The organism is Clostridium sp. CTA-5, from assembly GCF_054768135.1.
Genome location: NZ_BAAAAT010000014.1, coordinates 50,097 through 76,111, shown reverse-complemented (window position 1 = coordinate 76,111; position 26,015 = coordinate 50,097). Strand labels below are relative to the sequence as shown.

The 26,015-nt window shown below is 25.6% G+C and carries 20 protein-coding genes, 1 tRNA gene, 1 rRNA gene and 1 riboswitch; of the genes, 17 read left to right on the top strand and 5 right to left on the bottom strand.

The annotated features are described in order from the left end of the window. Positions 1-86 precede the first annotated feature (86 nt). A 5S ribosomal RNA gene (gene rrf / locus ACYUET_RS17665) occupies positions 87-203 on the top strand. 147 nt (positions 204-350) lie between these two features. On the opposite strand, the gene ACYUET_RS17660 is transcribed toward rrf, so the two are convergent. Continuing rightward, positions 351-1,244 (bottom strand): helix-turn-helix domain-containing protein, encoded by an 894-nt coding sequence (locus ACYUET_RS17660; protein ID WP_460281807.1) that lies wholly within the window; start codon positions 1,242-1,244, stop codon positions 351-353. Positions 1,245-1,388: 144 nt separating this feature from the next. Here ACYUET_RS17660 and ACYUET_RS17655 point away from each other — a divergent pair, with 144 nt between their 5' ends. Together ACYUET_RS17655 and ACYUET_RS17650 are read left to right on the top strand one after the other, a co-directional pair. Then, a complete protein-coding gene (locus ACYUET_RS17655; RefSeq protein ID WP_460281806.1) occupies positions 1,389-3,752 on the top strand; it encodes a glycoside hydrolase family 31 protein in 2,364 nt (787 codons plus the stop codon). Between the two features lie 455 nt (positions 3,753-4,207). Next, positions 4,208-4,894 (top strand): TIGR01906 family membrane protein, encoded by a 687-nt coding sequence (locus ACYUET_RS17650; RefSeq protein ID WP_460281804.1) that lies wholly within the window; start codon positions 4,208-4,210, stop codon positions 4,892-4,894. Positions 4,895-5,057: 163 nt separating this feature from the next. Here the strand turns inward: ACYUET_RS17650 and ACYUET_RS17645 are convergent, their stop codons facing one another. After that, complete coding sequence (locus ACYUET_RS17645; protein WP_460281802.1) at positions 5,058-5,861, bottom strand: MBL fold metallo-hydrolase; 804 nt, start codon at positions 5,859-5,861, stop codon at positions 5,058-5,060. A 258-nt stretch (positions 5,862-6,119) separates the two neighbouring features. Beyond that, positions 6,120-6,286: riboswitch (Lysine riboswitch) on the top strand. Positions 6,287-6,402: 116 nt separating this feature from the next. On the opposite strand from ACYUET_RS17645, the gene dapA reads away from it, so the two are divergent. After that, positions 6,403-7,269 (top strand): 4-hydroxy-tetrahydrodipicolinate synthase, encoded by an 867-nt coding sequence (gene dapA / locus ACYUET_RS17640; protein WP_460281800.1) that lies wholly within the window; start codon positions 6,403-6,405, stop codon positions 7,267-7,269. Positions 7,270-7,986: 717 nt separating this feature from the next. Continuing rightward, positions 7,987-9,657: a SulP family inorganic anion transporter gene (locus ACYUET_RS17635; RefSeq protein WP_460281799.1), complete on the top strand. Its 1,671-nt coding sequence runs from the start codon at positions 7,987-7,989 to the stop codon at positions 9,655-9,657. A gap of 174 nt (positions 9,658-9,831) precedes the next feature. On the opposite strand, the gene ACYUET_RS17630 is transcribed toward ACYUET_RS17635, so the two are convergent. Beyond that, the gene (locus tag ACYUET_RS17630; protein WP_460281798.1) at positions 9,832-10,920 is read right to left on the bottom strand and encodes a PRK06851 family protein; all 1,089 of its coding nucleotides are present in this window, start codon (positions 10,918-10,920) and stop codon (positions 9,832-9,834) included. A 303-nt stretch (positions 10,921-11,223) separates the two neighbouring features. On the opposite strand from ACYUET_RS17630, the gene ACYUET_RS17625 reads away from it, so the two are divergent. From ACYUET_RS17625 to ACYUET_RS17600, 6 genes are all read left to right on the top strand, one after another. Continuing rightward, a complete protein-coding gene (locus tag ACYUET_RS17625) occupies positions 11,224-11,385 on the top strand; it encodes a DUF1540 domain-containing protein (protein ID WP_460281796.1) in 162 nt (53 codons plus the stop codon). 328 nt (positions 11,386-11,713) lie between these two features. Then, positions 11,714-12,667, top strand: a complete 954-nt coding sequence (locus tag ACYUET_RS17620) for a phosphotransferase family protein (protein ID WP_460281795.1) — start codon at positions 11,714-11,716, stop codon at positions 12,665-12,667. Positions 12,668-12,793: 126 nt separating this feature from the next. Beyond that, entirely contained in the window at positions 12,794-14,041 is a 1,248-nt protein-coding gene (locus ACYUET_RS17615) for an ammonium transporter (RefSeq protein ID WP_460281793.1), read from the top strand. Positions 14,042-14,058: 17 nt separating this feature from the next. Continuing rightward, positions 14,059-14,400 (top strand): P-II family nitrogen regulator, encoded by a 342-nt coding sequence (locus ACYUET_RS17610; RefSeq protein WP_460281792.1) that lies wholly within the window; start codon positions 14,059-14,061, stop codon positions 14,398-14,400. 261 nt (positions 14,401-14,661) lie between these two features. Next, a complete protein-coding gene (locus ACYUET_RS17605; RefSeq protein ID WP_460281790.1) occupies positions 14,662-15,297 on the top strand; it encodes an HDIG domain-containing metalloprotein in 636 nt (211 codons plus the stop codon). Positions 15,298-15,596: 299 nt separating this feature from the next. Beyond that, positions 15,597-16,106 (top strand): Hsp20/alpha crystallin family protein, encoded by a 510-nt coding sequence (locus tag ACYUET_RS17600; protein ID WP_460281788.1) that lies wholly within the window; start codon positions 15,597-15,599, stop codon positions 16,104-16,106. Positions 16,107-16,178: 72 nt separating this feature from the next. On the opposite strand, the gene ACYUET_RS17595 is transcribed toward ACYUET_RS17600, so the two are convergent. Together ACYUET_RS17595 and ACYUET_RS17590 are read right to left on the bottom strand one after the other, a co-directional pair. After that, on the bottom strand, positions 16,179-17,759 hold the full coding sequence (locus tag ACYUET_RS17595; RefSeq protein WP_460281786.1) for a DEAD/DEAH box helicase: 1,581 nt from the start codon (positions 17,757-17,759) through the stop codon (positions 16,179-16,181). 392 nt (positions 17,760-18,151) lie between these two features. Continuing rightward, on the bottom strand, positions 18,152-18,877 hold the full coding sequence (locus ACYUET_RS17590) for a lysophospholipid acyltransferase family protein (RefSeq protein WP_460281784.1): 726 nt from the start codon (positions 18,875-18,877) through the stop codon (positions 18,152-18,154). Positions 18,878-19,382: 505 nt separating this feature from the next. Here ACYUET_RS17590 and ACYUET_RS17585 point away from each other — a divergent pair. The 6 genes from ACYUET_RS17585 (at position 19,383) to ACYUET_RS17560 (ending at position 25,999) form a co-directional block, all read left to right on the top strand. Next, positions 19,383-21,800: a cation-translocating P-type ATPase gene (locus tag ACYUET_RS17585; RefSeq protein ID WP_460281782.1), complete on the top strand. Its 2,418-nt coding sequence runs from the start codon at positions 19,383-19,385 to the stop codon at positions 21,798-21,800. Then, positions 21,787-22,461 (top strand): DUF6483 family protein, encoded by a 675-nt coding sequence (locus ACYUET_RS17580; protein ID WP_460281780.1) that lies wholly within the window; start codon positions 21,787-21,789, stop codon positions 22,459-22,461. The genes ACYUET_RS17585 and ACYUET_RS17580 overlap by 14 nt, the downstream gene beginning before the upstream one ends. Before the next feature lie 352 nt (positions 22,462-22,813). Beyond that, positions 22,814-22,888 (top strand) — tRNA-Arg (locus tag ACYUET_RS17575). Between the two features lie 425 nt (positions 22,889-23,313). After that, positions 23,314-23,775, top strand: a complete 462-nt coding sequence (locus ACYUET_RS17570; protein ID WP_460281778.1) for a hypothetical protein — start codon at positions 23,314-23,316, stop codon at positions 23,773-23,775. 262 nt (positions 23,776-24,037) lie between these two features. After that, entirely contained in the window at positions 24,038-25,294 is a 1,257-nt protein-coding gene (locus ACYUET_RS17565) for an HlyC/CorC family transporter (RefSeq protein WP_460281777.1), read from the top strand. A gap of 255 nt (positions 25,295-25,549) precedes the next feature. Next, positions 25,550-25,999 (top strand): nucleoside deaminase, encoded by a 450-nt coding sequence (locus tag ACYUET_RS17560; protein ID WP_460281776.1) that lies wholly within the window; start codon positions 25,550-25,552, stop codon positions 25,997-25,999. Positions 26,000-26,015 lie beyond the last annotated feature (16 nt).

Here is a 26,015-nt window from a genome sequence, read left to right as displayed (position 1 = left end):
TACTAATAGGTCGAGGGCTTGACCAATAATAATTAAGTATATACAAAATATGTGCAATTTTGAAAGAACAAATCTTTCAAAGTAAATCTGGTGATGATGGCATAGAAGTAACACTCCTACCCATTCCGAACAGGATAGTTAAGATCTATAGCGCCGAAGGTACTGCATGGGAGACTGTGTGGGAGATTAGGACGTTGCCAGGTAAGTGTAAAAGAGATAGTTAGTGTGACTGTCTCTTTTTTAGTGTAAAAAATAATTAGCTATGTATAGAAATAAAAAGATTATCTATACGTAGCTTTTTTATTTAGGTTATATTTTAAAATAATTATTAGTAGTAGATTTAATATAATCTACTTTATAAAATTAAAATTCATCTTTCTATATTCACTAGGAGTACAGTTTTTAAATTCTTTAAACTTTTTAATAAAATAACTAAAATTATCAAACCCTACATTGAAACATATATCCATAACTGTGTAATCTTTAGTTTGAAGTAATTTAGCAGCTTTTTCTATTCTATAGTGATTAATATATAATATTGGACTTTTGCCAGTTATAGATTTAAAAAATCTACAAAAATATTGAGTATTCATATTAGCTTGTTTTGCTAAATCATCAATATATATTTTATTTCTATAATTTTTATATATATAATCAAGAACTAATTTTACTCTTTCGACTTTATAGTTATTTGAACTCGAAGTTATAGAGGTGTTTTTAATAAATTTATTGTCTTGAGCTATAAGTGAAATAATTTTTAATAAACTTGCTTTTACTCCTAATTCCCATCCATTGAATTTTGTATAATATATATTTATCAATTCTTGTATTTCTGATAAAATTTTTTGACTGCAAGTAAATGAATTATTAATTAACGATGGAAAACTTAAAGTATTATTTAATAAGGGATCAATATATTTATTTTGACAATAGTCATATAATGAGCTACTTAATATGTTCATATCAAAAACTATGGCATGATGTACTGAACGGTTATTATTTAATGCATTAGCAGAGTGTAATGTATGACTATTTATAAATAAACATTGATTGGAAGAAAGATTTATTGGTTTCATATCTATGTTAAAGGTGATTTCACCTTCTTCTACAAAAATAATTTCTACTTCTTCATGCCAATGATATGGTAAAGAGTAGTTACCTTCAAAGTCAGTATTACGATATATTTTTAATGGAAACATAGCATCTCCATGAATTGCATTTTCTTTAAGTGTATTTGTTTTCATATTTGCCTCCATATATATAATAAAAAGTAAAAATAATGTTATTTATAGACAAAATCATACAACATAATAGTTACATAAGTAGATATAATGTTATTGTAAGATTAAAATAATATAAATTCAAGTATAATATCAGGAGGTTAAGATATGTTTGGTAAAATTGTTTCATATGTGAAAGATAGAAACAAATTAAATATAGAATTTGAAAATAGAAGAGGTATTATAGAAATAATAACTAAAGATATAGTAAATGTTTTTTCTCCATTTAAGTATAAAGATCATTTTTCTAGAGCGATAGAAAATCTTGAAATAAAAGAATGTGATTACAATGTAAAAAAAGAAGAAGAGTTTTTAGAGGTATCTACTGGAAGCTTAATAATTAGAGTATATGACGATTTTAAAGTAGATTTTTATAATAAAAATTTAGAATTATTATGTTCTGATTACAAAGCAGAAAGAAAACCTTTTCTAAGACGTGGGGAAAGTCAATTATCAGCCTTAGAAGGTCATAAACTTGTAGATTCTAATAATAATTTTAAAATACAAGTTGTAAAAAAACTTAATGGTGATGAAAAGTTTTATGGACTTGGAGATAAAACAGGTTATTTAAATAAAAGAGGATATGAATACGAAATGTGGAATACAGATGACCCTACTCCACATGTAGAATCATTTAAATCATTATATAAATCCATTCCATTTTTTATAACTTTAACAGGAAATAATACATTTGGTATATTCTTTGATAATAATTTTAAAACATATTTTGATATGGGAAAAGAAAATGAAGATTATTATTATTTTGCTTCAGATGATGGAAATTTAGATTATTATTTTATAAATGGAGACAATATGTGTGATGTTGTTAATGGATACACATATTTAACAGGAAAAACACCATTACCACAAATGTGGACATTAGGATATCAACAATCAAGATGGTCTTACTATCCAGAAAGTAGAATTAAAGAATTAGAAAAAAACTTTAGGGAAAATGATATACCATGTGATGCTATACATCTAGATATTGATTATATGGATAATTATAAGGTATTTACATGGGATAATAAAAAATTTAATAATCCTAATAAATTTTTATCTGATCTTAAAGATAATGGATTTAAGATAGTGACAATAATAGATCCTGGTGTGAAAAAAGAAAAAGGTTATAACATATATGATGAAGGTATGAAAAACAAATATTTTGCGACAGATAAAGATGATGTAACTTATGTAAACAAAGTATGGCCAGGAGATGCAGTGTACCCTGATTTTTCAAATAGTGAAGTAAGAAAGTGGTGGGCTAATAATCAAAAAATAATGATGGATACTGGAGTAAGTGGTATATGGAATGATATGAATGAACCAGCAAGCTTTAATGGTCCTTTACCAGATGATGTTCAGTTTAATAACGAAGGGCGTGGAGGGGACCATAGAGAAGTTCATAATGTATATGGTCATTTAATGAGTAAAGCTACTTATGAAGGTATAAAGGAGTATACAAAGAAACGTCCATTTGTAATAACAAGAGCATGTTATGCAGGATCACAAAAATATTCTACAGTGTGGACAGGCGATAACCAAAGTTTTTGGGAACATTTAAGAATGTCAATTCCTATGTTATGTAATTTAGGACTTAGTGGATTAAGTTTTGCTGGTGTAGATGTAGGTGGTTTTAGTTTTGATTGTACAAAGGAATTATTATCTAGATGGGTTCAAGTAGGATGTTTTTCAACTTTATTTAGAAATCATTCTGCCTTATCTACAAGAGATCAAGAACCTTGGGCATTTGAGCAAGAAACATTAGATATTAATAGAAAATATATAAAATTAAGATATAAATTAATTCCTTATTTATATGATCTTTTATGGCAAGGGGAAACTACTGGTTTACCTGTTATGAGACCTCTAGTATTACATTATAGTAATGATGAGAATGTATATGAGATAAATGATCAATTTTTAGTTGGAGAAAATATATTAGTGTCTCCTGTTGTTGAACAAGGTAAAAGAGTAAAAGCAGTATATTTACCAGAAGGTACATGGATAGATTATTGGACTAAAGAAGAAATAGAAGGACAAAAATTAATATTGAGAGAAGCACCGTTAGATTTATGTCCTATATATATTAAAAAGGGAAGTATTATTCCTAATTATCCAGAACAAAATTATATTGGGGAAAAGGATATTAAAGAATTAACACTTGATATATATCCTGGAAATGGAAAGTATACACATTACTTAGATGATGCAGAAAGTTTTGCATACAAACAAGGTGAATATAACTTATATAGCTTTAATATGAGTGAAAATAATAATGAAGTAGATATAGAAATAAAATTTCCACATTTAAAATATAAAAAGAAATATGATAATTTTAAGATAGTTATTAATTCTGAAAATATATCACAAGTTAAATTTAATAATATTAGTGTAAATTATGAGAAATGTGGTAAACAAATTATTATATTATTACCAGTAGTAGAAGGTATATTAAAAATATATAAGTAACAATAAAGTTTGTTCATTAATATAAAGCAAATTAAAATGATAGTTTGAGATTACTATACTATATTAACATTGACTTAAAAGATACCGTAGTATTTTAGTTTAAATATATAATTTTTATTAAAATGTAACTGAAAAAACAGTTGATTTAAATTATTTCTAATTTAAATCAACTGTTTTTTTATTTTTTAAAGATAATTCTAAGGATAAATTATATTAAAATATAAATTTGTAGTGTTAATTTATTGATGTTTAAATAAATTAAATTAATTCATAATAAAATTAGATGCATTTTAAAAATTATTTATTTTAAATATCTATTAAATAAATTGCTTAATAGATTATAATTATAATAATAAAATTAATTTTCATATAAAAGTTATGTTTTAAAATTTTATTTATAATAGAATATAAACATTTATTAAAAATATAATATATAAAATATAGGAGAAAAAAGAATGAATAATAAACCTCAAAGCAATAAATATAAAAATTTTAAATTTATTATTAATAATATATTAGGAATATTTAATTCATTGTTTATCATTGCATTATCAGTAGTTATTACATTAAATTTAACTCCTATTTATAGAATAGTAATTAATAAATATAGGTTATCTGAGAAAAATGGAATAATGCCAGAAGAGATTATGAATGATTATAGAGGATTAATTAATTATTTGCAGAATCCATTTATTAAAAAATTAGAATTTCATAATTTTTCTATGAGTACTCAAGGAGAAGTTCACTTTCAAGATGTAAAAAGAATATTTTTATTGATTTATATTTACATGTTTATATTTATTATAATATTAATTTTATATTTCTTTTTAAAAAATAGAAGAGATAAATTTATATGTCAGGAGTTTATAAATAAATATAAAATCTTAAATATTAGTGCAAATTATTTAATTATATTTTTTATATTATTAATCACAGCAATTTTAGTAGATTTTAAAAAGTATTTTACTTTGTTTCATAGAATATTTTTTAGAAATGACTATTGGTTATTTGATCCAAGGTTAGATCCAATTATTAATGTTTTACCAGAAGAATTTTTTATGATTTTAGGAATAATTATTTTGAGTTTGATAATTTTACAAGTTATTTATATCAAAATTTCTTATTATAAAAATAAATATTAATATTCTAATAAGAGTGAGTTTATATAAAAATTTATTATTATATAAACTTTATCAAATTTATAGTACCGTGTAGAAAACATATTTTTATATTCATAAAATAAAGAGTTCTAAGTAATAGATAAATTCTAACTGTATCTATATACTTAGAACATTTTTATTATGCTTATAACTCAATAACTTCTAGATCATTAGGAACATGAATTATACCATTAAATTCTTCTTTACCTTCTTTAGTATAGAGTTCCTTTCTTTTTTCTAAATTTTTATCTTCGGTATGATATAAAATTATAGATTTTACATTTAAAATATTAGCATTTTTACAAGCATCTTTAACAGTAGCATGATGTTTTTCATATGGTTTAAATATATCTTTTTGAGAATATAAACAAAATGCTTCATGGAACAAATAGTCTACATTTTCACAATATATTTTTAGATTTTCTCTAAAAGGTTCATCACCTAAAAAAGTTAAACTCTTATTATTTAATAAAGTAGTTTTAAACCCAAATTGTAGTTGTTTAGTGCTATTTATATCAAAAAAAGTTGTTTTTCTTCCTAAGATTTCAAACTTACAGTTATTTTCAATTTCAATAAATATAATTCTATCATCAAATAATTTTAAGAATTTTTTTTGAAGCACAAAAGAACATATTGCTTTAATTGCAGTAATAGAAGTTTTATGACAATAAATATTAAAACTTCCAGTGTATTTATCATTTAATATTCCTTGAGCTACAGAACGGATTACCCATATGCTTCCTAGGATATGATCATTATGATTATGTGATATAAACATATTATGTATTTGATTAATTGATATATTTGCTTTTTCAAGATTTGATAATATTGTATTTCCACCACCTGCATCGACAAGAAAATGCTCATTATTATTTGATAGAGTAAAACAAGTATTATAACATTTCGTTACCATAGCAGATCCAGTACCAAGTATATTTAAATTTTCCATTTTTATCTCCTTTAATCATTTATAGAGGGCTATTTCAGAAAATTTATTATGAATTTGAAAGATTTTTGTTTGTTTACTATAATAAATACATTATCTTAAAATATATTATATTTATTTTGAAATAGTCCTTTATGTATTGAAATTAAGTATATTATAAAATTTATAATTCATAAGGACAAGCCTAAACATATAAATCTTATTGTAAGTACTTTACAATTTTATAAGTAAATGATACAATAGATAAAAATAAATACGAAGACCTATGGTAGAGGAGCTAATTATAAATAGTACTTATTAGGAGTTGGCAAGCGTTGATTAATAAGGAAAGGTATAATGGCCGAAGAAATATGTTATGCAAAAATTTATTTCTGGGTATACATAAAATATATGTATAACTGTCACGGAAGTGGAGTGCTACAAGGATTTTATCAGATATTATTAATATAATATCTTTATAAGCTTTAGCAAAAATGAACTCTACCCGTTGTAGTTATAACTACAACGGTTTTTCTTATGTAAAAATTAGTTAGGGGGATTAATAATGAAAATTCAAGGAATAATAGTTCCACTTATAACACCATTTAAAGATGGTATGGTAGATTTCAAATCATATGAAAATTTAGTAAATCATTATGTAAATGAAGGGGTAGATGGAATCATACCACTAGGAACTACAGGAGAAAGTCCAACAATATCAAATGAGGAATATGAAGAAATATTAGCTAAAACAATGGAATATAATAATGGTAGGGTAAAAGTTTATACTGGTTTAGGTGGAAATAATACTATTGAAGTAATTAAAAAGTTAAAGATAGCTGAAAGCAATAAAGTAGATGGAATACTATCTGTATCACCTTATTATTCAAGACCTAATCAAAGAGGCATTTATGAACATTTTAAAAAAATATCTGAATCAACAGATTTAAATATTATAATATATAATATTCCTTATAGAACAGGTTCTAATATTGAAAATGATACTATATTTAAATTAGCAGAACTAGAAAATATAGTAGGTATAAAAGATTGTTCAGGGAGTATGAAACAAACGTCAGAATTAATTTTAAATGCACCAAATGATTTTTCGGTATTAACTGGCGAGGATGCTCTTTTTTATACAACACTTGCGCTTGGTGGTCATGGAGGTATTTTAGCTTCAGCTAGTTTAAGAACTAGAGATTTTATTAAAGTATATAATTATATAAAAGAAAATGATCACCAATCAGCGCTTAAAATATGGAAGGAGTTGGATAGTTTTATTCCAATGTTATTTGAGCAACCAAATCCTACACCATTAAAATATTGTTTAAAGAAAAAAGGATTAATTGAAAGTGATGAAGTAAGATTACCACTTACAAATATAACAAAAGAATTAGAAAAAAAATTAGAAAATATGTTATTATTATAAATAACTTATTTATATATGGGGCAAAATAAAATGCAATAGTAAAAGCAATAAGAAATAAGGGCTATTTCGGATAGATAAAATTAAAAAGAATTATTAAATTCTTTTTAATTTTATCTTTTTTATTTTTTTAGAATTTATAATACAGCCAAATTTGTGAATAACTTTAGGAGCATAATAAAATTTATAGTTCCAAGAAGTTAAATTTTATTATGTTTTAGTGTAAAAAAACTATCTACGAAGTGGGTACTCTTGATTCCTATTTTTTAGTTAATAAGGATCTATAAGATTAAAGAGATTTAAATGATGTGTAAAATCTATTATAGCTTATATAAATTATGTTTAAATATATAAAAATTTATTTAAATTATAATTTATTTTTTATATAATTTTCTTTTTGTTATTTATAGTGTAATTTAATTGAATTTAAGTATTATAATGTTTTATTTATAAAACATTATATAAAATATAAAATTTTTGACGATTAAAACTTTTAGGAGTAATATATAATGGGTTAAATTCGCACATATGAAATAAAGTAATGTACTAATAAGGATGAAAACCCTTTATATAGAGAATTTATACTATAATATTATACTTAGATTAAAATATATTTAATTAAATAATAAGAATATTTATATTGTTTAATTAATAATGAGTTGAATAAAAAATTAGTGTATTATTTTTTTTCATATGTAACAAAAAAGGAGTTGTTAAGAAATGATGCCTAAACTATTTAAAATGATTAAAGGTAAAGAAATTACTAAACAACAATTATTAAAAGATATTATATCAGGAATTATTGTTGCAATAATAGCATTACCTTTATCTATAGCATTAGCAATATCGTCGGGAGTTTCACCAGAAAAAGGACTTATAACAGCAATTTTTGCTGGATTTATAATTTCTTTTTTAGGAGGAAGTAAAGTACAAATTGGGGGTCCAACAGGAGCATTCGTAATAATAATATATTCAATTATTCAGCAATATGGATTAAATGGATTAATTACGGCTTCAATAATGGCAGGTATTATGTTAGTTATAATGGGACTTTTAAAATTTGGATCATTAATTAAGTACATACCTCAAACAATAACAGTAGGTTTTACAAGTGGTATAGCAATAACATTATTATCAACGCAAGTTAAAGATTTTTTTGGATTAAAGATTGATAAGGTACCAGCAGAATTTGTTCCTAAATGGCAAAGTTATATTTCTAATATGAACACATTAAGTATATGGACACTAGTTATAGGGATTATTTGTGTGTTAATCATAGTTTTTTGGCCAAAGGTTAATAAAACTATACCAGGTTCATTGATTGCATTAATTGTTGCTACCTTAATGGTGAAATTTTTGAATTTACCAGTAGAAACTATAGGTGATAGATTCCAACAATTATCATCAGCTATTCCAATGCCTGTTATGCCTAGCATAAGTATAAGTACTATAAATCAATTATTTGCACCAGCTATGACTATAGCTATTTTAGCAGGTTTAGAATCGTTATTATCAGCAGTTGTTGCAGATGGAATGATCGGTGATACACATGATTCAAATATGGAATTAGTGGCACAAGGATTAGGAAATATAGTTTCAGGATTATTTGGAGGTATACCTGCAACAGGAGCAATAGCTAGAACAGCAGCTAATGTAAAGAATGGTGGTAAGAGTCCAATATCAGGAATGGTGCATGCTATAACATTGTTAATTATAATGTTAGCTTTAATGCCAATTGCAAAGTTAATACCAATGACATCATTAGCAGCAATATTAGCAATTGTATCTTATAATATGAGCGAATGGAGAACATTTAAATCATTATTAAAAGCACCTAAAAGTGATTTATTGGTATTATTAGTTACTTTCTTTTGTACTATAATCTTTGATTTAGTAGTTGCGATTGGTTTTGGAATGATTATGACAATGTTCTTATTTATGAAAAGAGTCTCTGAAACTACAGCAATTAGAGATTTAGTAGATGAAAAAGTATTTGATGATGATGTATTAGATATGTTAAGAAAGTCAGATGGTAAAATTTCAGTATATCAAGTAGATGGACCTTTATTTTTTGGAATAGTACAAGATTTTTTAATAAAAGTAAATTCAGTAAAACCATCAACAGAAGTACTTATACTAGATATGAGACATAGTTATGCAATAGATGCATCTGCAATAAATGCATTGAAACAAATAGTTGGTTATTGTAAAAAACAAAAAATAAAACTTTTAATAACCCATGTACAAGAACAACCAATGCATGTTTTGGGTAATATGGGAATTGCAGATATTATTGGAGAAGAAAATATATATGAAACTAAAAGAGAAGCTATAGAAATATCAAGTAGTTACATAACTAAAATAAGAAATTTTATGAATGATGCTTCATAAAATAAAAAACATATTAATAATAATCTTAAGATAATATTTTTAGGAAGATATTAATACATATTTAAAATATAGATAAATAATATAAAGTTGATTCAAAATAATTAATTTATAATTTTGAATCAACTTTTTTATATTAATGGATATAATGGCTTTTACTAAATATTTTAATTAATGCTATCTTAAAGAATCTATCAATTTAATTAAATTATCTTTTATAGAATCAATTTTGCTAAAATCTATTGCAGAAACATAAATTTTTTCTAAATCATCATGATAGGATTTTGCTTTTGCAAGATAAGCTATTCCTTTAGAATTTAATTCTTTATATTTACTAGTTATACTAGATAAGGTGTTAGCATATTTTTCATCAGTATTTTCTGTTATTAATTCTTTATACATATCTAATACTTCATCATTTTCTCTTGAAGGGAAATACTCATGAGGTGCTGTTGAATCAAATATACATAAGCCTAATTCTCTCATTACTACCATATCTAAGCTATCAGGATCAAAACCACAATGATAAACTTCAGCATCAATTCCTTTAAGCTTACATTCCTTAACGAGTTTTTTTAGAAGTGTAGATTTACCAGAACCAGGTCTTCCTTTTATAAAATATCTTTTTGGAACATCAATAGTTAAATTTTCAACGAAATCAACAGGTCCTTTAGGAGTAGCACCACCGAAAAAACGATGTTTAATATTAGCTTTTTTATTAAACTTAGAAGTTCCAACTAATGTATTAATGGTATCTTTAGCAATAGTATCGGCTTTTTTAAAGTTCATATTTTCAATATAAATTTTTTCCCAATCATCATGTGTTACAAGAGCTTTTGCAAACAGTTTGTAAGCATTCTCATAGCATGTAGAGATGTGTTCTTTAATTTTAATAATTTCACTTGTATGTTCTTTTAATTTATCACTATTCCAAGCTACCCCTAGATTTACATATTCCTCTATTGCACCTGGTGCATTTGGCTCGATAACATGAGGGGCTGTTCCATCAACTATAGCTACTTTGAGTTTTGGAATAATTACTCCATCAAGAGATCCATTATCAGAAGAACAGTGGATAAATTCTATATCATAATTTTTTTCATTCCAATAGTTGCCTATTGATCTTATGAGTGTAGATTTACCTGTGCCAGGACCGCCTTTTAGTATAAATATTTTATCTAATCCTTCTAAATTGGATGGAAATAAATTGCAAAAACCTTTGGATGTATTAGCGCATGCATAATAATTTAAAATTTTCCCAGACAAGATTATCACTCCTTAATTTATAAAAAATATTACTAACAATAAATAATATATGCTTAAAAGAAATATATGTGTAAATTAAAAAAATTTTAATTTAAAGTTTTTATATAAATTTAATTATAAATTTTTAAAAGTAGTATAAATAGTAGCTTTGAAGTTAGCATAAGTAAATAGGAAAAGAGAAGATAAAGGTTAAAAAACTAATATTTCAACAATAAGTTAATTAATTATAAAAGGTAATTAAGAGTATAAATTTATTTATAAAGTACATAATAATTTTGAAGTAAACTTTAGGGAGTGATTATAATGGAAAGAAATCCAAGTATAAGATGTTCAATTAGAAATTGTAAACATCATAACCACAATGAAAATTATTGTACTTTACAAGAAATTAGCGTAGGAACACATGAATCAAATCCTAGCAAGATAGAATGTACAGATTGTGAATCATTTGTGCTAAATAGTTAATAACAAATATATAGCTATTTATAAGACTGATTTATAAAAAAAGGGGTTTAAAGAAAAATATTTTTTCTTTAAACCCTTTTTTATAGGAAACATCTATTGACGATAGTCCTTAAAAAGTTTAGGCTAATCTAAGGCACATTCAAAAAATAATAGACCAGTATACTCGTTTATTTTGTGTCATACTTCGTCGCAAAGTCTCACTAATAGCTCACTATTAGCAAGACTTAGCTCCTCGTCTGACACAAAATATACATCGCATCTTTGATTTATTATTTTATTTCATGTGCCTTAGTTTGAAATTTTTTATGATTTTATGGAGGATAAATAAGTGGAATATAATTGGGAAAGATCACTTCCATTTTTAAATATAGATTTACATACAGCAAATAAACTTCTTAAGGAGATATTAGAAGATAATACAATTGAAAATATAATTCCAATCAATGAAGGATGTAGAACTAGTAATTATATTTTAAAAATTACTAATTCAAATAAAAAATATATATTAAAAATTTTTCCAGAGTTAAATTGTGATTATAAAAAAGAAAATAATTTATTAAAGTTACTTAAAGATAAAGTACAAGTACAAAATATATATTATATTTCAAAGAGTTATATTATCAATAATAGAACATTTGCACTTTATGAGTATATAGAAGGTAAAACATTAGGGCAAGCTATAAAAGATGGTTACATTATTGATGAAAATTTCATAAAAGAAGTAGCTAAAGCATTAGCCATGATTCATAAATTTAAATTTAATAGTATAGGTGAATTTAATGAAAAATTAGAAGTAGTAAATAAATTACCGCCATTATATACATGGTATGCTAACTTTATGGATATAAACTTTAAAAATAGATTAGGACAGGATGTTATTGATAGAATTAATACTATAGTACAAAACAATCTTCAAGCTTTAATAGAGTTAGATAAAGATATTTCATTAGTACATGGAGATTTTCAGGGAACTAATATACTAATTAATAATAAAAAACTAGCAGGGATTATAGATTGGGAATTTTCAATGGCGGGACACGCATTAGCAGATATAGGTCAGTTATTTAGGTATGAAAATTATTTTGATGAAAATTTAATTAATATATTTGAAAAAGAATATAATAAGCATTCAGATAAAAAACTTATTAAAGGCTGGTATAAGATAGCTAAACTTAGAGATTTAGTTAATTTAATTCAACTTATAAGTGCAAAAGAAGAAATGCCTAATAAATATAAAGAGATTAAAGGAATTATAATGAAAACATTAAATATATTTCAATAGGATGTAATAAATATAATATTGACAGTAGTTATTAATTATATTAATATTATCAATATAATAAACAAAGGCGTTTAGAGCATAGGCTTTAAGCGTCTTTTATTTTATATTTTTATGGGGGGGATATATATGAACGTTAATTTAGCAGATAGCGCATTTATGCTGATATGTACGGCATTTGTGTTCTTAATGACACCGGGATTAGCATTCTTTTACGGAGGTATGGTACGTAGAAAGAATATATTAAACACTATTATGTCTTCATTTTTTATATGTGGATTAGCATCTGTATTATGGGTAGTAATAGGATATTCTTTATCATTTGGGGAAAATATAGGAGGAATAGTTGGTGGATTTAATTACATAGGCTTTATAGGTGTTGGAGCAGATCCTAACCCTATTTATGCTAATAATATACCTCACATTCTCTTTGCAACATTTCAAATGATGTTTGCTATAATAACGCCAGCATTAATAACAGGATCATTGGTAGATAGAATAAAATTTTCATCATTATTTATATTTGTAGGAATATGGTCAGTTTTTGTTTATTATCCACTTGCGCATATGGTATGGGGAGATGGTGGAATTATAAAAAATTTAGGAGCATTAGATTTTGCTGGTGGAAGTGTAGTTCATATAAGTTCAGGCGTTTCAGGACTCGTTGCATGTATAATTTTAGGTCCTAGAAAAGGGTATGGTAAAATGAAATACAATCCACATAACATACCATTTGTATTTCTTGGAGCTGCATTACTTTGGTTTGGATGGTTTGGATTTAATGCAGGAAGTGCATTAAGTTCAGGAGAACTTGCAGTACATGCATTTTTAACAACTAATACATCTGCGGCAGCAGGGATGCTTTCATGGATGTTAATAGAAAAAATAAAACATGGTAATCCTACTATTTTAGGAACTATAACAGGTGCTGTAATAGGTTTAGTATCTATAACACCTGGAGCAGGGTTTGTACCTGTTTATGCATCAATAATAATAGGAGCAATAGGATCTCCTATATGCTTTTTCTTCATGAATTATATTAAGCCTAAGTTTAATTATGATGATGCACTTGATGTATTTGGATGTCATGGTGTAGGTGGTATTTGGGGAGCAATAGCAACAGGTATTTTTACAGAGAAATCTATTAATTCAGCAGCACAATGGAATGGATTGATTTTTGGGGAATTTAAGTTATTTGAAGCACAAATTATTAGTATTATTATAACCATAGCATTTGCAGGTATTAGTACGTTTATAATTATAAAAGTTATGCAAAAATTTGTGGATATTAGAGTTACAAGTTCAGAAGAGTTTGATGGACTTGATATCTCACAACACAGTGAGATCGCTTATCCATCCTTTACAGGACTTGATTAGAAAGGATATGATTGTTTATGAAAAGAATTGAAGCTATTATAAGACCATCAAAATTAGAAGCTATTAAATTAGCTCTTAAAGAAGCAAAAATCAGTGGAGTAACAATTAGTCAAGTTATGGGTTGTGGAAAACAACATGGTTGGGTGGAATCTTATGAAGATGAAGATGATATAATGAATATCATGCCTAAAATAGAACTTAAGGTGGTTGTAGAGGATAATAAATTAGAAGAGATAATTGAAATAATTACTTCAATTGCTAGGACTGGAGAAGTTGGGGACGGAAAAATATTTATTACTGATATCAGTGATTGTATAAGAATTAGAACTGGTGAAAGAGGTATAACAGCATTATCATGAACATTTTAAATACAGTTTGAATAAAATATAGTAATTTATAAAATATTTTATTTATTAAAAAAGCTCTGTTAAGTTATAGATTTATAATTTTAACAGAGCTTTAGTTGTATTAAAAAAATAATGACTATTAAATTTGTATATTTTTAATCTATTATTTTCTTTTAGACACTTTATTATAATACCATAGGTTTTTGGAATAATAATATTAACAATGTTTTAAAACATTATTAATTAAAATATTATAGTAGGAGAAAAAATGATATGAATGATATAGATATATTTTTAAACATAGAAAAACATTTAATTAATGATGATAAGCCATCTATATTTTTAGAAAAGGAATTAAGTGATGGAATATTTAATAAATATCCATTTTCAATGATTGGTGAATTAAAAGAGGTCCCTCAAAATCCTAAATTTCATCCAGAAGGAGATGTATTTATACATACAATGATGGTAGTGGATGAAGGAGCTAAAAATAGGAATAAAAGCAGAGATAAACGAGTATTTATGTGGACACTTTTATTACATGATATAGGTAAAAAACCAACTACTAAAATGAGAAAGGGAAGATTAACATCTTATGACCATGACAAAGTAGGTGCAGAAATGGCAGAAGAATTTTTAAAATATTTTAATCAAAGTGAAGAATTTATATTACAAGTAAAATATTTAATAAGATGGCATATGCAAAGTTTATTTGTAACTAAAGATTTTAAATTTAAAGATATTACTGGATTATTAAAAGATGTTGATATAGATGATATCTCATTAATTTCACTTAGTGATAGACTTGGAAGAGGTGGATTAAATTCTTTAGATATAAAGGATACAGAAAGAGATATAAATAAATTTAAAGAAATACTTATTAGTAATATGGAAACAAACAATAAGTAAAAGATGCAACGAATATTTTGTGTTAGACAAGGAAGTAACTTCTTGTTAGTTGGGTTATCAGGGGATTCTGCGTATGTAAAATAGACTAGCATACATTGAATAATACTATCTAGTTAGAAGTATATATATCATAAATTTCTTATATAAGTTCCTCACTAGAATGGTTAGTCAGAACATTTATAAATATTCTAAGATTTATCTTAATGAACAAACTTTATTAGAACTTATATATATTAAGTTTAACATTTAAGAAGTTTTATAATAATATAAATTATAGCAATTTGTATTAGAGGTATATTGTGTTTAGAATATTTCCTTTTAAATTTGGAGGGACTATTGATTTAAATAGAGTAGGAAGTATTATAGGGGATTTTTTAGAAAATATTGATATATCAATTTTTACAGAAGAGTATAATATGGGAGACGAGAGTTATAGAATAAAGAATAAAGAAGATAAACAAGAAGAAAAAGCTGAATTTATTAATTTAGAGGAATATGATGATATGTATGTTTTAAGTATAGAATTAAAAGGAGTTGATTTAAGACAAACAAGTATAAGGTATGATCCAGGAAAAATTTCTATTAATCTAAATAAGTTTGAGATGAATAAAGCTAATAATGGAATGTTTACATCTAACTATATGGTTAAAAAGAATTATATAAAAGAATTTGATAATATTGAAGCAATTGAAGAAACTAAATTAATAAAAACTATGGAAAATGGTATACTTAGAATATCAATGCCTAAAAAGTATATTTTGGATGCAAAATCAAAGATAGTAGATGTAAATGATTATATTGAAGATTAAATAAAAAGGGAGGATATTAATTTAGGATTTCCCTAATATAAATCTTCCCTAATATTACATAAAAGCTAAATATTATTTTTTACGCTTATTTGCAATCTCAACATTAACTCTTTTTTTGTTAATCTTACCGCCAGGACATTTGTTTAATATTTTTGAAGAAACGCCTTCTTCAACAGTTACAAATGAGAAGTTTTCCATAAGATCTATTTGACCAATTGCTGAAGCACTAATTTTAGTCATATCTTTAATATAGTTTATTAGAACTTTTGGAGTTAAACCATCTCTTTTACCTACAGAGAAGAATAAACGAACGTCTTCTTTTTTGCTAGGTGATTCTAATTTATTTGAACTATATTCAAAAACACTTTCATTTTCAAATTTCACTTTTATTAAAGCTGCAATTATAGATATAGAATCATAGTTTTCATTTAATTCTATTGCACTAGGAATAAATTTAGCAAAATCTCCTTCATCAATAGTTGATTTAATTTCTGATACCATATTATTAAATTTCTTATTATGAATCTCTTCTGCAGTTGGAATAGCTTTTTGAGTTATAGTACTTTTAGTTACTTTTTGAATTTGCTTAAGCATTGAAAAATCTTTTGGAGTTACTAATGAATAAGCAGTACCAGTTCTGTTAGCTCTACCAGTTCTTCCTATTCTATGAACATAAGATTCTACATCTTGTGGTAAATCGTAATTTATTACGTGAGTAACACCATCAACGTCAATTCCTCTAGCAGCAACATCAGTAGCAATTAATAGATTTAAAGAACCTTCTTTAAATTTCTTTAATGTAGTTAATCTATGAACTTGAGTCATATCACCGTGCATTCCTTCAACTACATATCCTTTAGATTGTAATTCTTCAACTAATTCATCAACACCTCTTTTTGTACGGCAGAATATTATAGCAGAAGATGGATTATCTAAGTCTAATAATCTACAAAGAGCTTCTAGTCTATGTTTATTATTAATCATAAAATAATTTTGTTCAATTTTAGAAACTGTAAGAGAACTTTTTTTAATAGCAACATGCTTAACATCAGCTTTCATATAATTTTTAGCAAGCTTTGCTATTGGTTGTGGCATTGTAGCAGAAAATAGTAATGTTTGTCTTTCTTCAGGAGTATGATTTATAATAGTTTCGATATCATCAATAAATCCCATATTAAGCATTTCATCTGCTTCATCTAATACTAAACATTCTATAGTATCTAATTTAAGAATTTTTCTTTTAGTAAGATCAAGTACTCTACCAGGAGTTCCTACAACTATTTCTACATTATTTCTTTTAAGAGCTTTTATTTGTCTATCAATTGATTCTCCACCATAAACAGGTAATACAACAGTTTTTTCATATTTTGAAAGTTTATTAAGCTCATCATTAACTTGAACGGCAAGTTCTCTTGTTGGTGCTAAAATAAGAGCTTTAATTCCTTCAGATTTAGTAATTTTGCTAAGTATAGGACATCCATAAGCCGCAGTTTTTCCAGTACCAGTTTGTGCTTGCCCTATTAAGTCAAATCCTTGAAGTGTTACAGGTATACTTTCTTCTTGTATTTGTGAAGGTTTCGTAAAACCTAGGTCATCTATTGCTTTTACAATAGTGTCTTTAAGACCTAAAATAGAAAATTGATTATTGTTCATTAAATATCCTCGTTTCTTTATTTAAAATTGATTGATTTTTTACTTTAGATAATGTTTTTTTAAAATTAAGTTTTTCATCTATAAGCCAAATAAAATAAGTTTAACAGAGTAATAGGCATCATGTCAAAAAAAATATTACCTTATAATATATTTAATAACATTTTATATTCTAAAAATACAATTAATAGTTAAAAGAAATAAAAAACAAAATTTATCTATTAAAGTGATTAATGTTTTCATTAACAGTTTGTTAATTTATTCGGGTGAAAATTTAATAAAGTACTAAATTTTAATAATTTTATTGCAAAGTTTGAAAAGAACCTATAAATTTGAAACTTATTCAAATCTATAAGTTCTTACTAATCTAAATTATTTTCTTTAATTACCTAATACTAAGAAATATGTTTATATTTACTAACTATTATTGATTGGACTTTACTTGGTAAATTATCTTCTTCTTCCTTAGTTAAATCTTTTGTAGATATAGGTTCATGTATAAAAATTTCTATATCTGCTGGTCTAATAATATTTTTATTTTGTTCTAATAATTTATAAGTACCATTTATAGTTATTGGAACTATTAAACATTTAGATTTTATAGCAAGTTTAAAACTTCCAGATTTAAATTCAGCAATTTCTTTTCCTTTACTTCTAGTTCCCTCAGGGAATATAACCATAGAATATCCACTTTTTAATAATTTAATACCTTCAACTATTGACTGAGCGGATTTTCTTAAATTTTTTCTATCCATAAATATACAATTTAAATATTTCATCCAAGTACTAATAAATGGCCAAGATTCTAATTCCTTCTTTGCAATAAAGCCTTTTGGAACGTCAATAGATGACATTAATAATGGAATATCAAAATTGCTTTGATGATTAGATACAAACAATACTGTTTGATTCTTTGGTATATTTTCTATTCCAATTATATTAACTCGTGCACCACTTAATTTCATAACAAATTTAGCCCATCTAGTGGTTGTCTTATGAATAAATTCAGCTCTTTTTTTAGTATCACCTTTTTTTTCTAAGAATTTAATTTCTATTCCGAATAAGGAAAGAAATAATAGACTTATAATAACACTAAAATAGAATATTATAGTTCTTATCATATAATTACACATCCTTAATTTTAATGACTTATAAAAATAGTATATTATAAAAATGTATTATTTAAAAGATAGTGGGCAAATACTTAATAAAATGAGAAATAAAAACATAGCCAAATTAAACATTATGTTTTAAGTGAATGTTGATATTGTAGTATAAAGCTCATGGACAGATGAATTCACTTTAAGAACTCTAAAATAAAGCTTAGTCCAATTAACGCATGCTCCCAATCAAAGATTCATGACAAGCAATTAATTGTACAAATCTTTATTAAGAGTTCTAAAAAGCAAATTCCAATGCCAGTTCGCCCTTATACTACAATATCAATGCTGTTTTAAAATATTTCAAATTAAAACAAAGATTTTTAAACATTTTTTTAAAATTTAAAATTAATTTAAGGAAAAGTATAATAAAAAAATATATAATTAATATTAACTTAAGAATTTTGTTGTAAAATTTATATGTTAAAAATAAAAACATAATTTAGTTAATATGTGGAGTGATTAAATGGAAAATATTGAACTAGAGAATACGATAATAAATAGAGACATAATAGGGCTTCGTGATGAAGAAGTAAGAGAAAGAATTAAATCCGGCAAAGTAAATTACATACCAAAAGTACCTTCTAGAACTTTATGGCAAATAATTAGAGCAAATTTATTTACTAGTTTTAATGCAATAAATATTATATTAGCTATTGTAGTTGTAATAGCAGGTTCACCCAAAAATGCAATATTTGCAGGGGTAATATTAGTTAATACTTTAATAGGTATAGTACAGGAACTTAGAGCAAAACAAACATTGGAGAAATTATCAGTTATAAGTGAACCGTATGCTAATGTAATTAGAAATGGAACTTTAAAAAAGATCCCATTAGAAAATATTGTTTTAGATGACATATTATATTTAGAAACTGGTTCTCAGATATTGGCAGATGCAAAGATTATATCTCAATCCGGATTAGAAGTAGATGAATCCATGCTTACAGGGGAATCTGATTCTATTGTAAAGAATGATAATGATAAACTACTATCTGGAAGTTTTGTTGTGGCTGGAGATGCATATGCACAGGTAACTAGTGTTGGTAAAGAAACTTATGCAGCAAAACTTGCTGATGAAGCTAGAAAATTTAAGTTAATAAACTCAGAACTACAAAATTCTATAAATAAAATCTTTAGAGTTATAATATGGATAATAATTCCTTTATCTATTTTATTAACAGTAACTCAACTTATGGTAAAGGATATAACATGGCAAGAGGCAGCAATAGGTACTGTTTCAGGAATTATAGGTATGGTACCAGAAGGCTTAGTGTTATTAACTAGTGCTACCTTTATAGTAGCAATAATAAAGTTATCTAAATATGATACTTTAGTTCAAGAATTATGTGCTACTGAAGTTTTAGCAAGAGTTGATGTTTTATGCTTAGATAAAACAGGAACTTTAACAGAGGGAAATTTAAATTTAGTAGATGTTAAAAGTATTGGAGATATAGATGCAGATGAAATTAATAATATATTATCTGCATTAGCACATAATCTCCCAAGTAAAAATGCTACTCAAAAAGCTATATTAGAAAAATATAAAGAGAATCCTTCAGATTTAAAATGTTTAAAGAGCATAGCATTTTCTTCTAAAAGGAAATGGGGAGGAATAACTTTTGATAAGGCAGGGAGTTGGGTACTTGGAGCGCCTGAAATAATATTAAATGATTCATATAATGAAATAAAAGAAATTGTAGATAATGAAGCCAAAAAAGGAAGAAGAGTTTTGCTTTTAGCAAAGCTTGAAAATAATGAATTGAGTGAAAAGTTATCAGGTAAGATAACTGCAGCAGCATTAGTTTTAATAGAAGATATAATAAGAGAACAGGCACCAAAGGTTTTAAAATATTTCCATGAACAAGATGTAGAAGTTAAAATAATATCAGGAGATAATCCAGTAACAGTATCAACAGTTGCACAAAGAGCTGGTGTTCATGGATGGGATAAAACTATAGATGCTAGAACTTTACCTGAAAATGAAGAAGAATTTACAAAAGTTATTGAAGAAAACACTGTATTTGGAAGAGTAACACCACATCAAAAAAGAAGAATAGTAAAGGCATTACAAAAAATGGACCATACAGTTGCTATGACTGGTGATGGTGTTAATGATGTACTTGCATTAAAAGAATCAGATTGTGGTATAGCTATGGCAAATGGATCTGACGCTACAAAGGCAGTAGCACAACTAGTATTATTAAAATCGGACTTCTCAGCATTACCTAAGGTCGTTGAAGAAGGAAGAAAACAAATTAATAATTTAGAAATAGTTGCAGAATTATTTTTATCAAAAACAGTATATTCAATAATTTTAGCTTTTGTATTTTCAATACTTTTCTTACCATTCCCAGTTTTACCAATACAAATGTCATTAGTGGGAAGTTGTGCAATAGGTATTCCAGCATTCTTTTTAGCTTTACTACCTAGTCGTGGTGCTGTTAAAAGAGGGTTTTTACAAAGAATATTAACAGTAAGTATTCCAAATGGAATATTTTTAGCATTATTTACAACACTGACATTTATGATTTCACGTAAGATTGGAGCTTCTATAGAATATAGCAGAACATTAGCATTGTTAATGCTTGCTGGAACTAGTATGGTTATTTTACTTAAGGTTTCTAGACCATTAACAAAGTTTAAATTAGGGTTAGGTATAGTTATGTTTGGAATAGTAACATTAGCATTCATAACTCCTATAGGAAGATGGATATTTACATTAGAAGTAATTAAATTAAGACATTGGGTTATTTCTTTAGCTGTAATAGTGGCATCAGGGCCATTAATAACTAAAATAGTGGATTTTGTAAGAAAAAAGATTAATAATAAATTTAAGCATAGGTATAAGATAATTTGTAGGGGTGATAAGGGTGTTAAAAAATGATTATATGAAAGAAATGGAGCATAGCTTAGATTTAGTAAAAGAAGAGGTAAATAAGGAAATTTTAAATCATGACTTTGAAAGTGCTAAACATGTAATAAATAAGCAATTAAAAACTTTAGTAGGATTAGAAATAGACACTATAGATACATTATCATTTAACAGTATTAAAGACATAATAAGTAGAGATAGCTATTTTAATGTTTGGAAATATATAGCGCTAGGAGAATTATTGCAACTTCAAGGGATTGTTTGCTCAAAAGAAAAAGATGATAATAAGATGGTAATCTACTATCAAAAGTCATTACAAGCATTTTATCAAGCTTATGAAGAAGAAGACATTGAAACTAAAAAATATAATGAAGATATTTTAATGCTTTTAGATGTATTGAGTAATTATGACCTTCCTTTAGAAGATGATAAGAGAGTAATAAAACTTTATGAGTTAATTGAAAAATTCGATAAGGCAGAAGATATGATATTTTATATGGTTGAAAAAAGTAATAATGATAAAAATATCATACAAGAAGGAATAGAGTTTTATACTAGACTTAAACAAAAGAGTAGAGAGATTTTAATAAAAGGAAATCTTCCAATAGAAGAAGTAGAAGATAGTTATTTAGAACTTAAAAAGTTATTAGATAATAGGAATGTTTTAAAATAGTGTTGATATTATGATATAACGCTTATGGACAGAGGAATTTACTTTAAGAACTCTAAAATAAAGTTTAGTCCAATTAATGCATGTTCCCAATCAAAGATTGATGACAAGCAAGTAATTGTAAGACTAAAAGGAAACTCGACTCATATACATTCACTGAGTAAGTTCAAGTAACAAAATATAAAATTTTGACTTTCACTTAAGAGTTCTAAAAAGCAAATTCCAATGCCACTTGGCTTTTATACATAATATCAACATTTACTGAAAACATAGTGTTAAATAGATAAGGACATGGTTTACTTGACAATAAATAGCAAGTATAATACAATTTATTATGTAATTTCAACAAACATGTGTCCTCATAGTTAAATGGATAGAACAGTCCCCTCCTAAGGGACAGATGTAGGTTCGATTCCTACTGGGGATACCAATAAAGCCACAATTATTGATTATAATAATTGTGGCTTTATTGTATTTTTATTGTCTAAATATTCAATACGCTATATTTTAAATAATAAATATAATGTAAAAATCTTAAATGTAATATATTTATTATAGAATTAGAATATAAGAGAATGGTTTAATTAAAATTTATAATGAAATTTTTAGATAAATCAATTAAAATAGAATTGTAAAAAAAAGTTTATGTTATACAAATTTAGTAATAATTAGATTTTAATATGAGGTAAGATTTTTTTTGATTTTAAATTAAAAGATAATTATTAAAATATTAGCTATATACAACTTAAAAAATAAGAATATTATTAATACTGTTTATTAGTATTTAGAATATTTTGGTAAATAAAGAGTAATATAACATAAAGATAAAAAGGGTTGGGAAAGGAAGGATTTTATATGGATATATTTGCAGAACAGTTTATTCCCTCAAATAAATCATATAAAGCTAGTGAGGTTGCTAAAAAAGTTTCTATAGTTGTTTTTATACTAGCATTGTTTATGATATTTATTTCTATACTTATAACAGTAGCGTTAATAATTTTAGGAATAGCGTTATTTTTAATAAGCATGTTTAGTTATGTTGATTATGAATATGAATTTTTTGATAGAACATTAAGTGTAACTAGAATTTTTAATATGAGTAGAAGAAAGATTGCTATAAAAATAGACAAGCATTGTTTAAGACAAGCTTATATGGTAAGAGGTGGAGAATCAAATAATAAAAGAATAAGAAAATTTTATAATACTAGTATAGATAATTTACAAAAGTATAATTTCGAATTAAATAATGGTAAGATAGTTCAATTAGCATTAAATGATGAATTGTCAAAGTTAGTGAATATATATTTTGTTAAATAAGAGATTTTTTTATTATTTCAGTTAATTTTAAAAAGTGATAAAAAACATCAATAATATTAATTTAGAGTAATTATAAGTATTCTAATTAATATTACTGATGTTTTTTAGATTAAGATAATATATTTCTTTTAATAAGAATATGTTATAATGTTAAGTAAAATATTAGTGGATTTGGAATCAAAATTAAATTTGATTAGCACTTAGAATTTTCAAGTATTAAAAACAAAAAATATTTAATAAGTCATTAGGAGAGTGATTTTTTTTGGACCCTAGTTATACGTGGGAGATAGTAATATTAATAATACTACTTATGCTTTCAGCATTTTTTTCAATGTCTGAAACAGCATTAATGTCATTAAACAAAATTAGAATAAGGCATATGATTGAGGAAGGGGTACCAGGAGCTAAATTAGTGGAAAAGCTTACTGAGGATCCTAATAAATTATTAGGAACAATATTAATTGGAAATAATATTGCAAATATCGCGGCATCAGCTCTTGCTACTGTGCTTGCAACTCATATATTTGGACCAACTGGAGTTGGTGTAGCTACAGCAATTATGACTATATTAGTTTTAATATTTGGTGAAATAACTCCAAAGTCTATTGCAAAGCAAAGAGCAGAACATGTTGCTTTAAAGGTTAGTAAGCCAGTAAAGCTTGTAGTAATGATATTTAAACCTTTTGTTTTTATGTTTAGCGCTATTTCTTCATTTTTTATAAAGATTTTAGGTGGAGATCCTAAGGCAAGTGAACCATTTATTACAGAAGAAGAATTAAAGACAATGGTAGGTGTAAGTGAAGAAGAGGGTGTCTTAGAAGATGTTGAAAAAGAAATGATTTTTAATGTTTTTGATTTTGCTGATCTTCAAGTAAAAGATGTTATGGTTCAAAGAGTTGATGTTGTTGCAGTTGATTCTGAAGCAACTTATTATGATGTATTAAAAGTTATAAAAGAAGAACAATTTTCAAGAATACCGGTATATAATCAAACGATAGATGATGTTATTGGAGTGTTAAATGTCAAGGATCTTGTAATGATTGAAAATCCTAAAGAGGACTTTAATATTACTAAATATATAAGAGAACCTTTTTATACATTTGAGTTTAAAAAGATTATAGAACTATTTAAAGAAATGAAAAAGACAAGAAATCATATTGCAGTTGTATTAGATGAATATGGTGGAACCGTTGGAATAGTTACAATAGAGGACTTGGTAGAAGAAATTGTTGGAGAGATTGAGGATGAATATGATGAAGAAAAAAGGTCAATTGAAGTAATTAAAGATAATGAATATATAGTAGATGGCAGTGTAAGACTTCATGATATTGGTGATTTAATAGGCATAGATATGGAATCAGAAGAATTTGATTCTGTTGGAGGTTTGGTTATTGGTGAACTTGGAAGGATGCCAGAAGAAAAAGAAGAGATAAAAGTTAACAATATGAAATTTATTGTTGAAGATATAGATAAAAATAGAATAAAGAAAGTTAGAATATTTACAAAAGAAGTATCTTAACTTTAATATACAAAGGTTGTTCAAAAATAAAAATTAAATTTTGATTTTTGGACAACCTATTCTTTATATATGAATGAGTTTTAAATTATGGACTTTTATAAAATATGAAGAGTTTATTTATAAGAATCTGCATTGTAGTGTATAATTATAAAAAGTAATTTTCTTAATTTTTTATTATGATAGGTGAAAAATAAAAAGTTAGATATATGACTTTTTTAGTGTATTTAATTTACTAGATATGAAAGGAGCAATGCAATGGAGTTTTTAGAAGTTGCTAAACAAGAGGCCAAATTGGCAATGTCTAAGGGTGAGGTACCAGTGGGTGCAGTTATTGTAATGGATGGAATTGTTATAGCTAAGGCTCATAATTTAAAAGAAAACTTAAAAGACATAACGGCACATGCAGAAATTTTAGCAATTAAACAAGCTTCTCAATATATAGGGGATTGGAGATTAACAGGATGTGAAATGTATGTTACCTTAGAACCTTGTCCTATGTGTGCTAGTGCAATTGCTCAAAGTAGAATTTCTAAACTGCATATAGGTACATTTAATAAAGATATGGGAGCATGTGGCTCAGTAGTAAATCTCATAGATAGTGTCTCATTAAATTATTTTGTGAGTGTTAATTGGCTTTATGATAAAGAGTGTTCTGAATTACTAACTAAATTTTTTGATCAAAAGAGGAATACTATTAAATTTTAAATGTAGGTTGGATTTT

What these genes read in the sequence shown, in the direction of transcription:
- ACYUET_RS17660 (WP_460281807.1), bottom strand. Translation starts at nt 1,244, where the DNA reads ATGAAAACAAATACACTTAAAGAAAATGCAATTCATGGAGATGCTATG.
- ACYUET_RS17655 (WP_460281806.1), top strand. Translation starts at nt 1,389, where the DNA reads ATGTTTGGTAAAATTGTTTCATATGTGAAAGATAGAAACAAATTAAAT.
- ACYUET_RS17650 (WP_460281804.1), top strand. Translation starts at nt 4,208, where the DNA reads ATGAATAATAAACCTCAAAGCAATAAATATAAAAATTTTAAATTTATT.
- ACYUET_RS17645 (WP_460281802.1), bottom strand. Translation starts at nt 5,861, where the DNA reads ATGGAAAATTTAAATATACTTGGTACTGGATCTGCTATGGTAACGAAA.
- dapA (WP_460281800.1), top strand. Translation starts at nt 6,403, where the DNA reads ATGAAAATTCAAGGAATAATAGTTCCACTTATAACACCATTTAAAGAT.
- ACYUET_RS17635 (WP_460281799.1), top strand. Translation starts at nt 7,987, where the DNA reads ATGATGCCTAAACTATTTAAAATGATTAAAGGTAAAGAAATTACTAAA.
- ACYUET_RS17625 (WP_460281796.1), top strand. Translation starts at nt 11,224, where the DNA reads ATGGAAAGAAATCCAAGTATAAGATGTTCAATTAGAAATTGTAAACAT.
- ACYUET_RS17615 (WP_460281793.1), top strand. Translation starts at nt 12,794, where the DNA reads ATGAACGTTAATTTAGCAGATAGCGCATTTATGCTGATATGTACGGCA.
- ACYUET_RS17610 (WP_460281792.1), top strand. Translation starts at nt 14,059, where the DNA reads ATGAAAAGAATTGAAGCTATTATAAGACCATCAAAATTAGAAGCTATT.
- ACYUET_RS17605 (WP_460281790.1), top strand. Translation starts at nt 14,662, where the DNA reads ATGAATGATATAGATATATTTTTAAACATAGAAAAACATTTAATTAAT.
- ACYUET_RS17595 (WP_460281786.1), bottom strand. Translation starts at nt 17,759, where the DNA reads ATGAACAATAATCAATTTTCTATTTTAGGTCTTAAAGACACTATTGTA.
- ACYUET_RS17590 (WP_460281784.1), bottom strand. Translation starts at nt 18,877, where the DNA reads ATGATAAGAACTATAATATTCTATTTTAGTGTTATTATAAGTCTATTA.
- ACYUET_RS17585 (WP_460281782.1), top strand. Translation starts at nt 19,383, where the DNA reads ATGGAAAATATTGAACTAGAGAATACGATAATAAATAGAGACATAATA.
- ACYUET_RS17570 (WP_460281778.1), top strand. Translation starts at nt 23,314, where the DNA reads ATGGATATATTTGCAGAACAGTTTATTCCCTCAAATAAATCATATAAA.
- ACYUET_RS17560 (WP_460281776.1), top strand. Translation starts at nt 25,550, where the DNA reads ATGGAGTTTTTAGAAGTTGCTAAACAAGAGGCCAAATTGGCAATGTCT.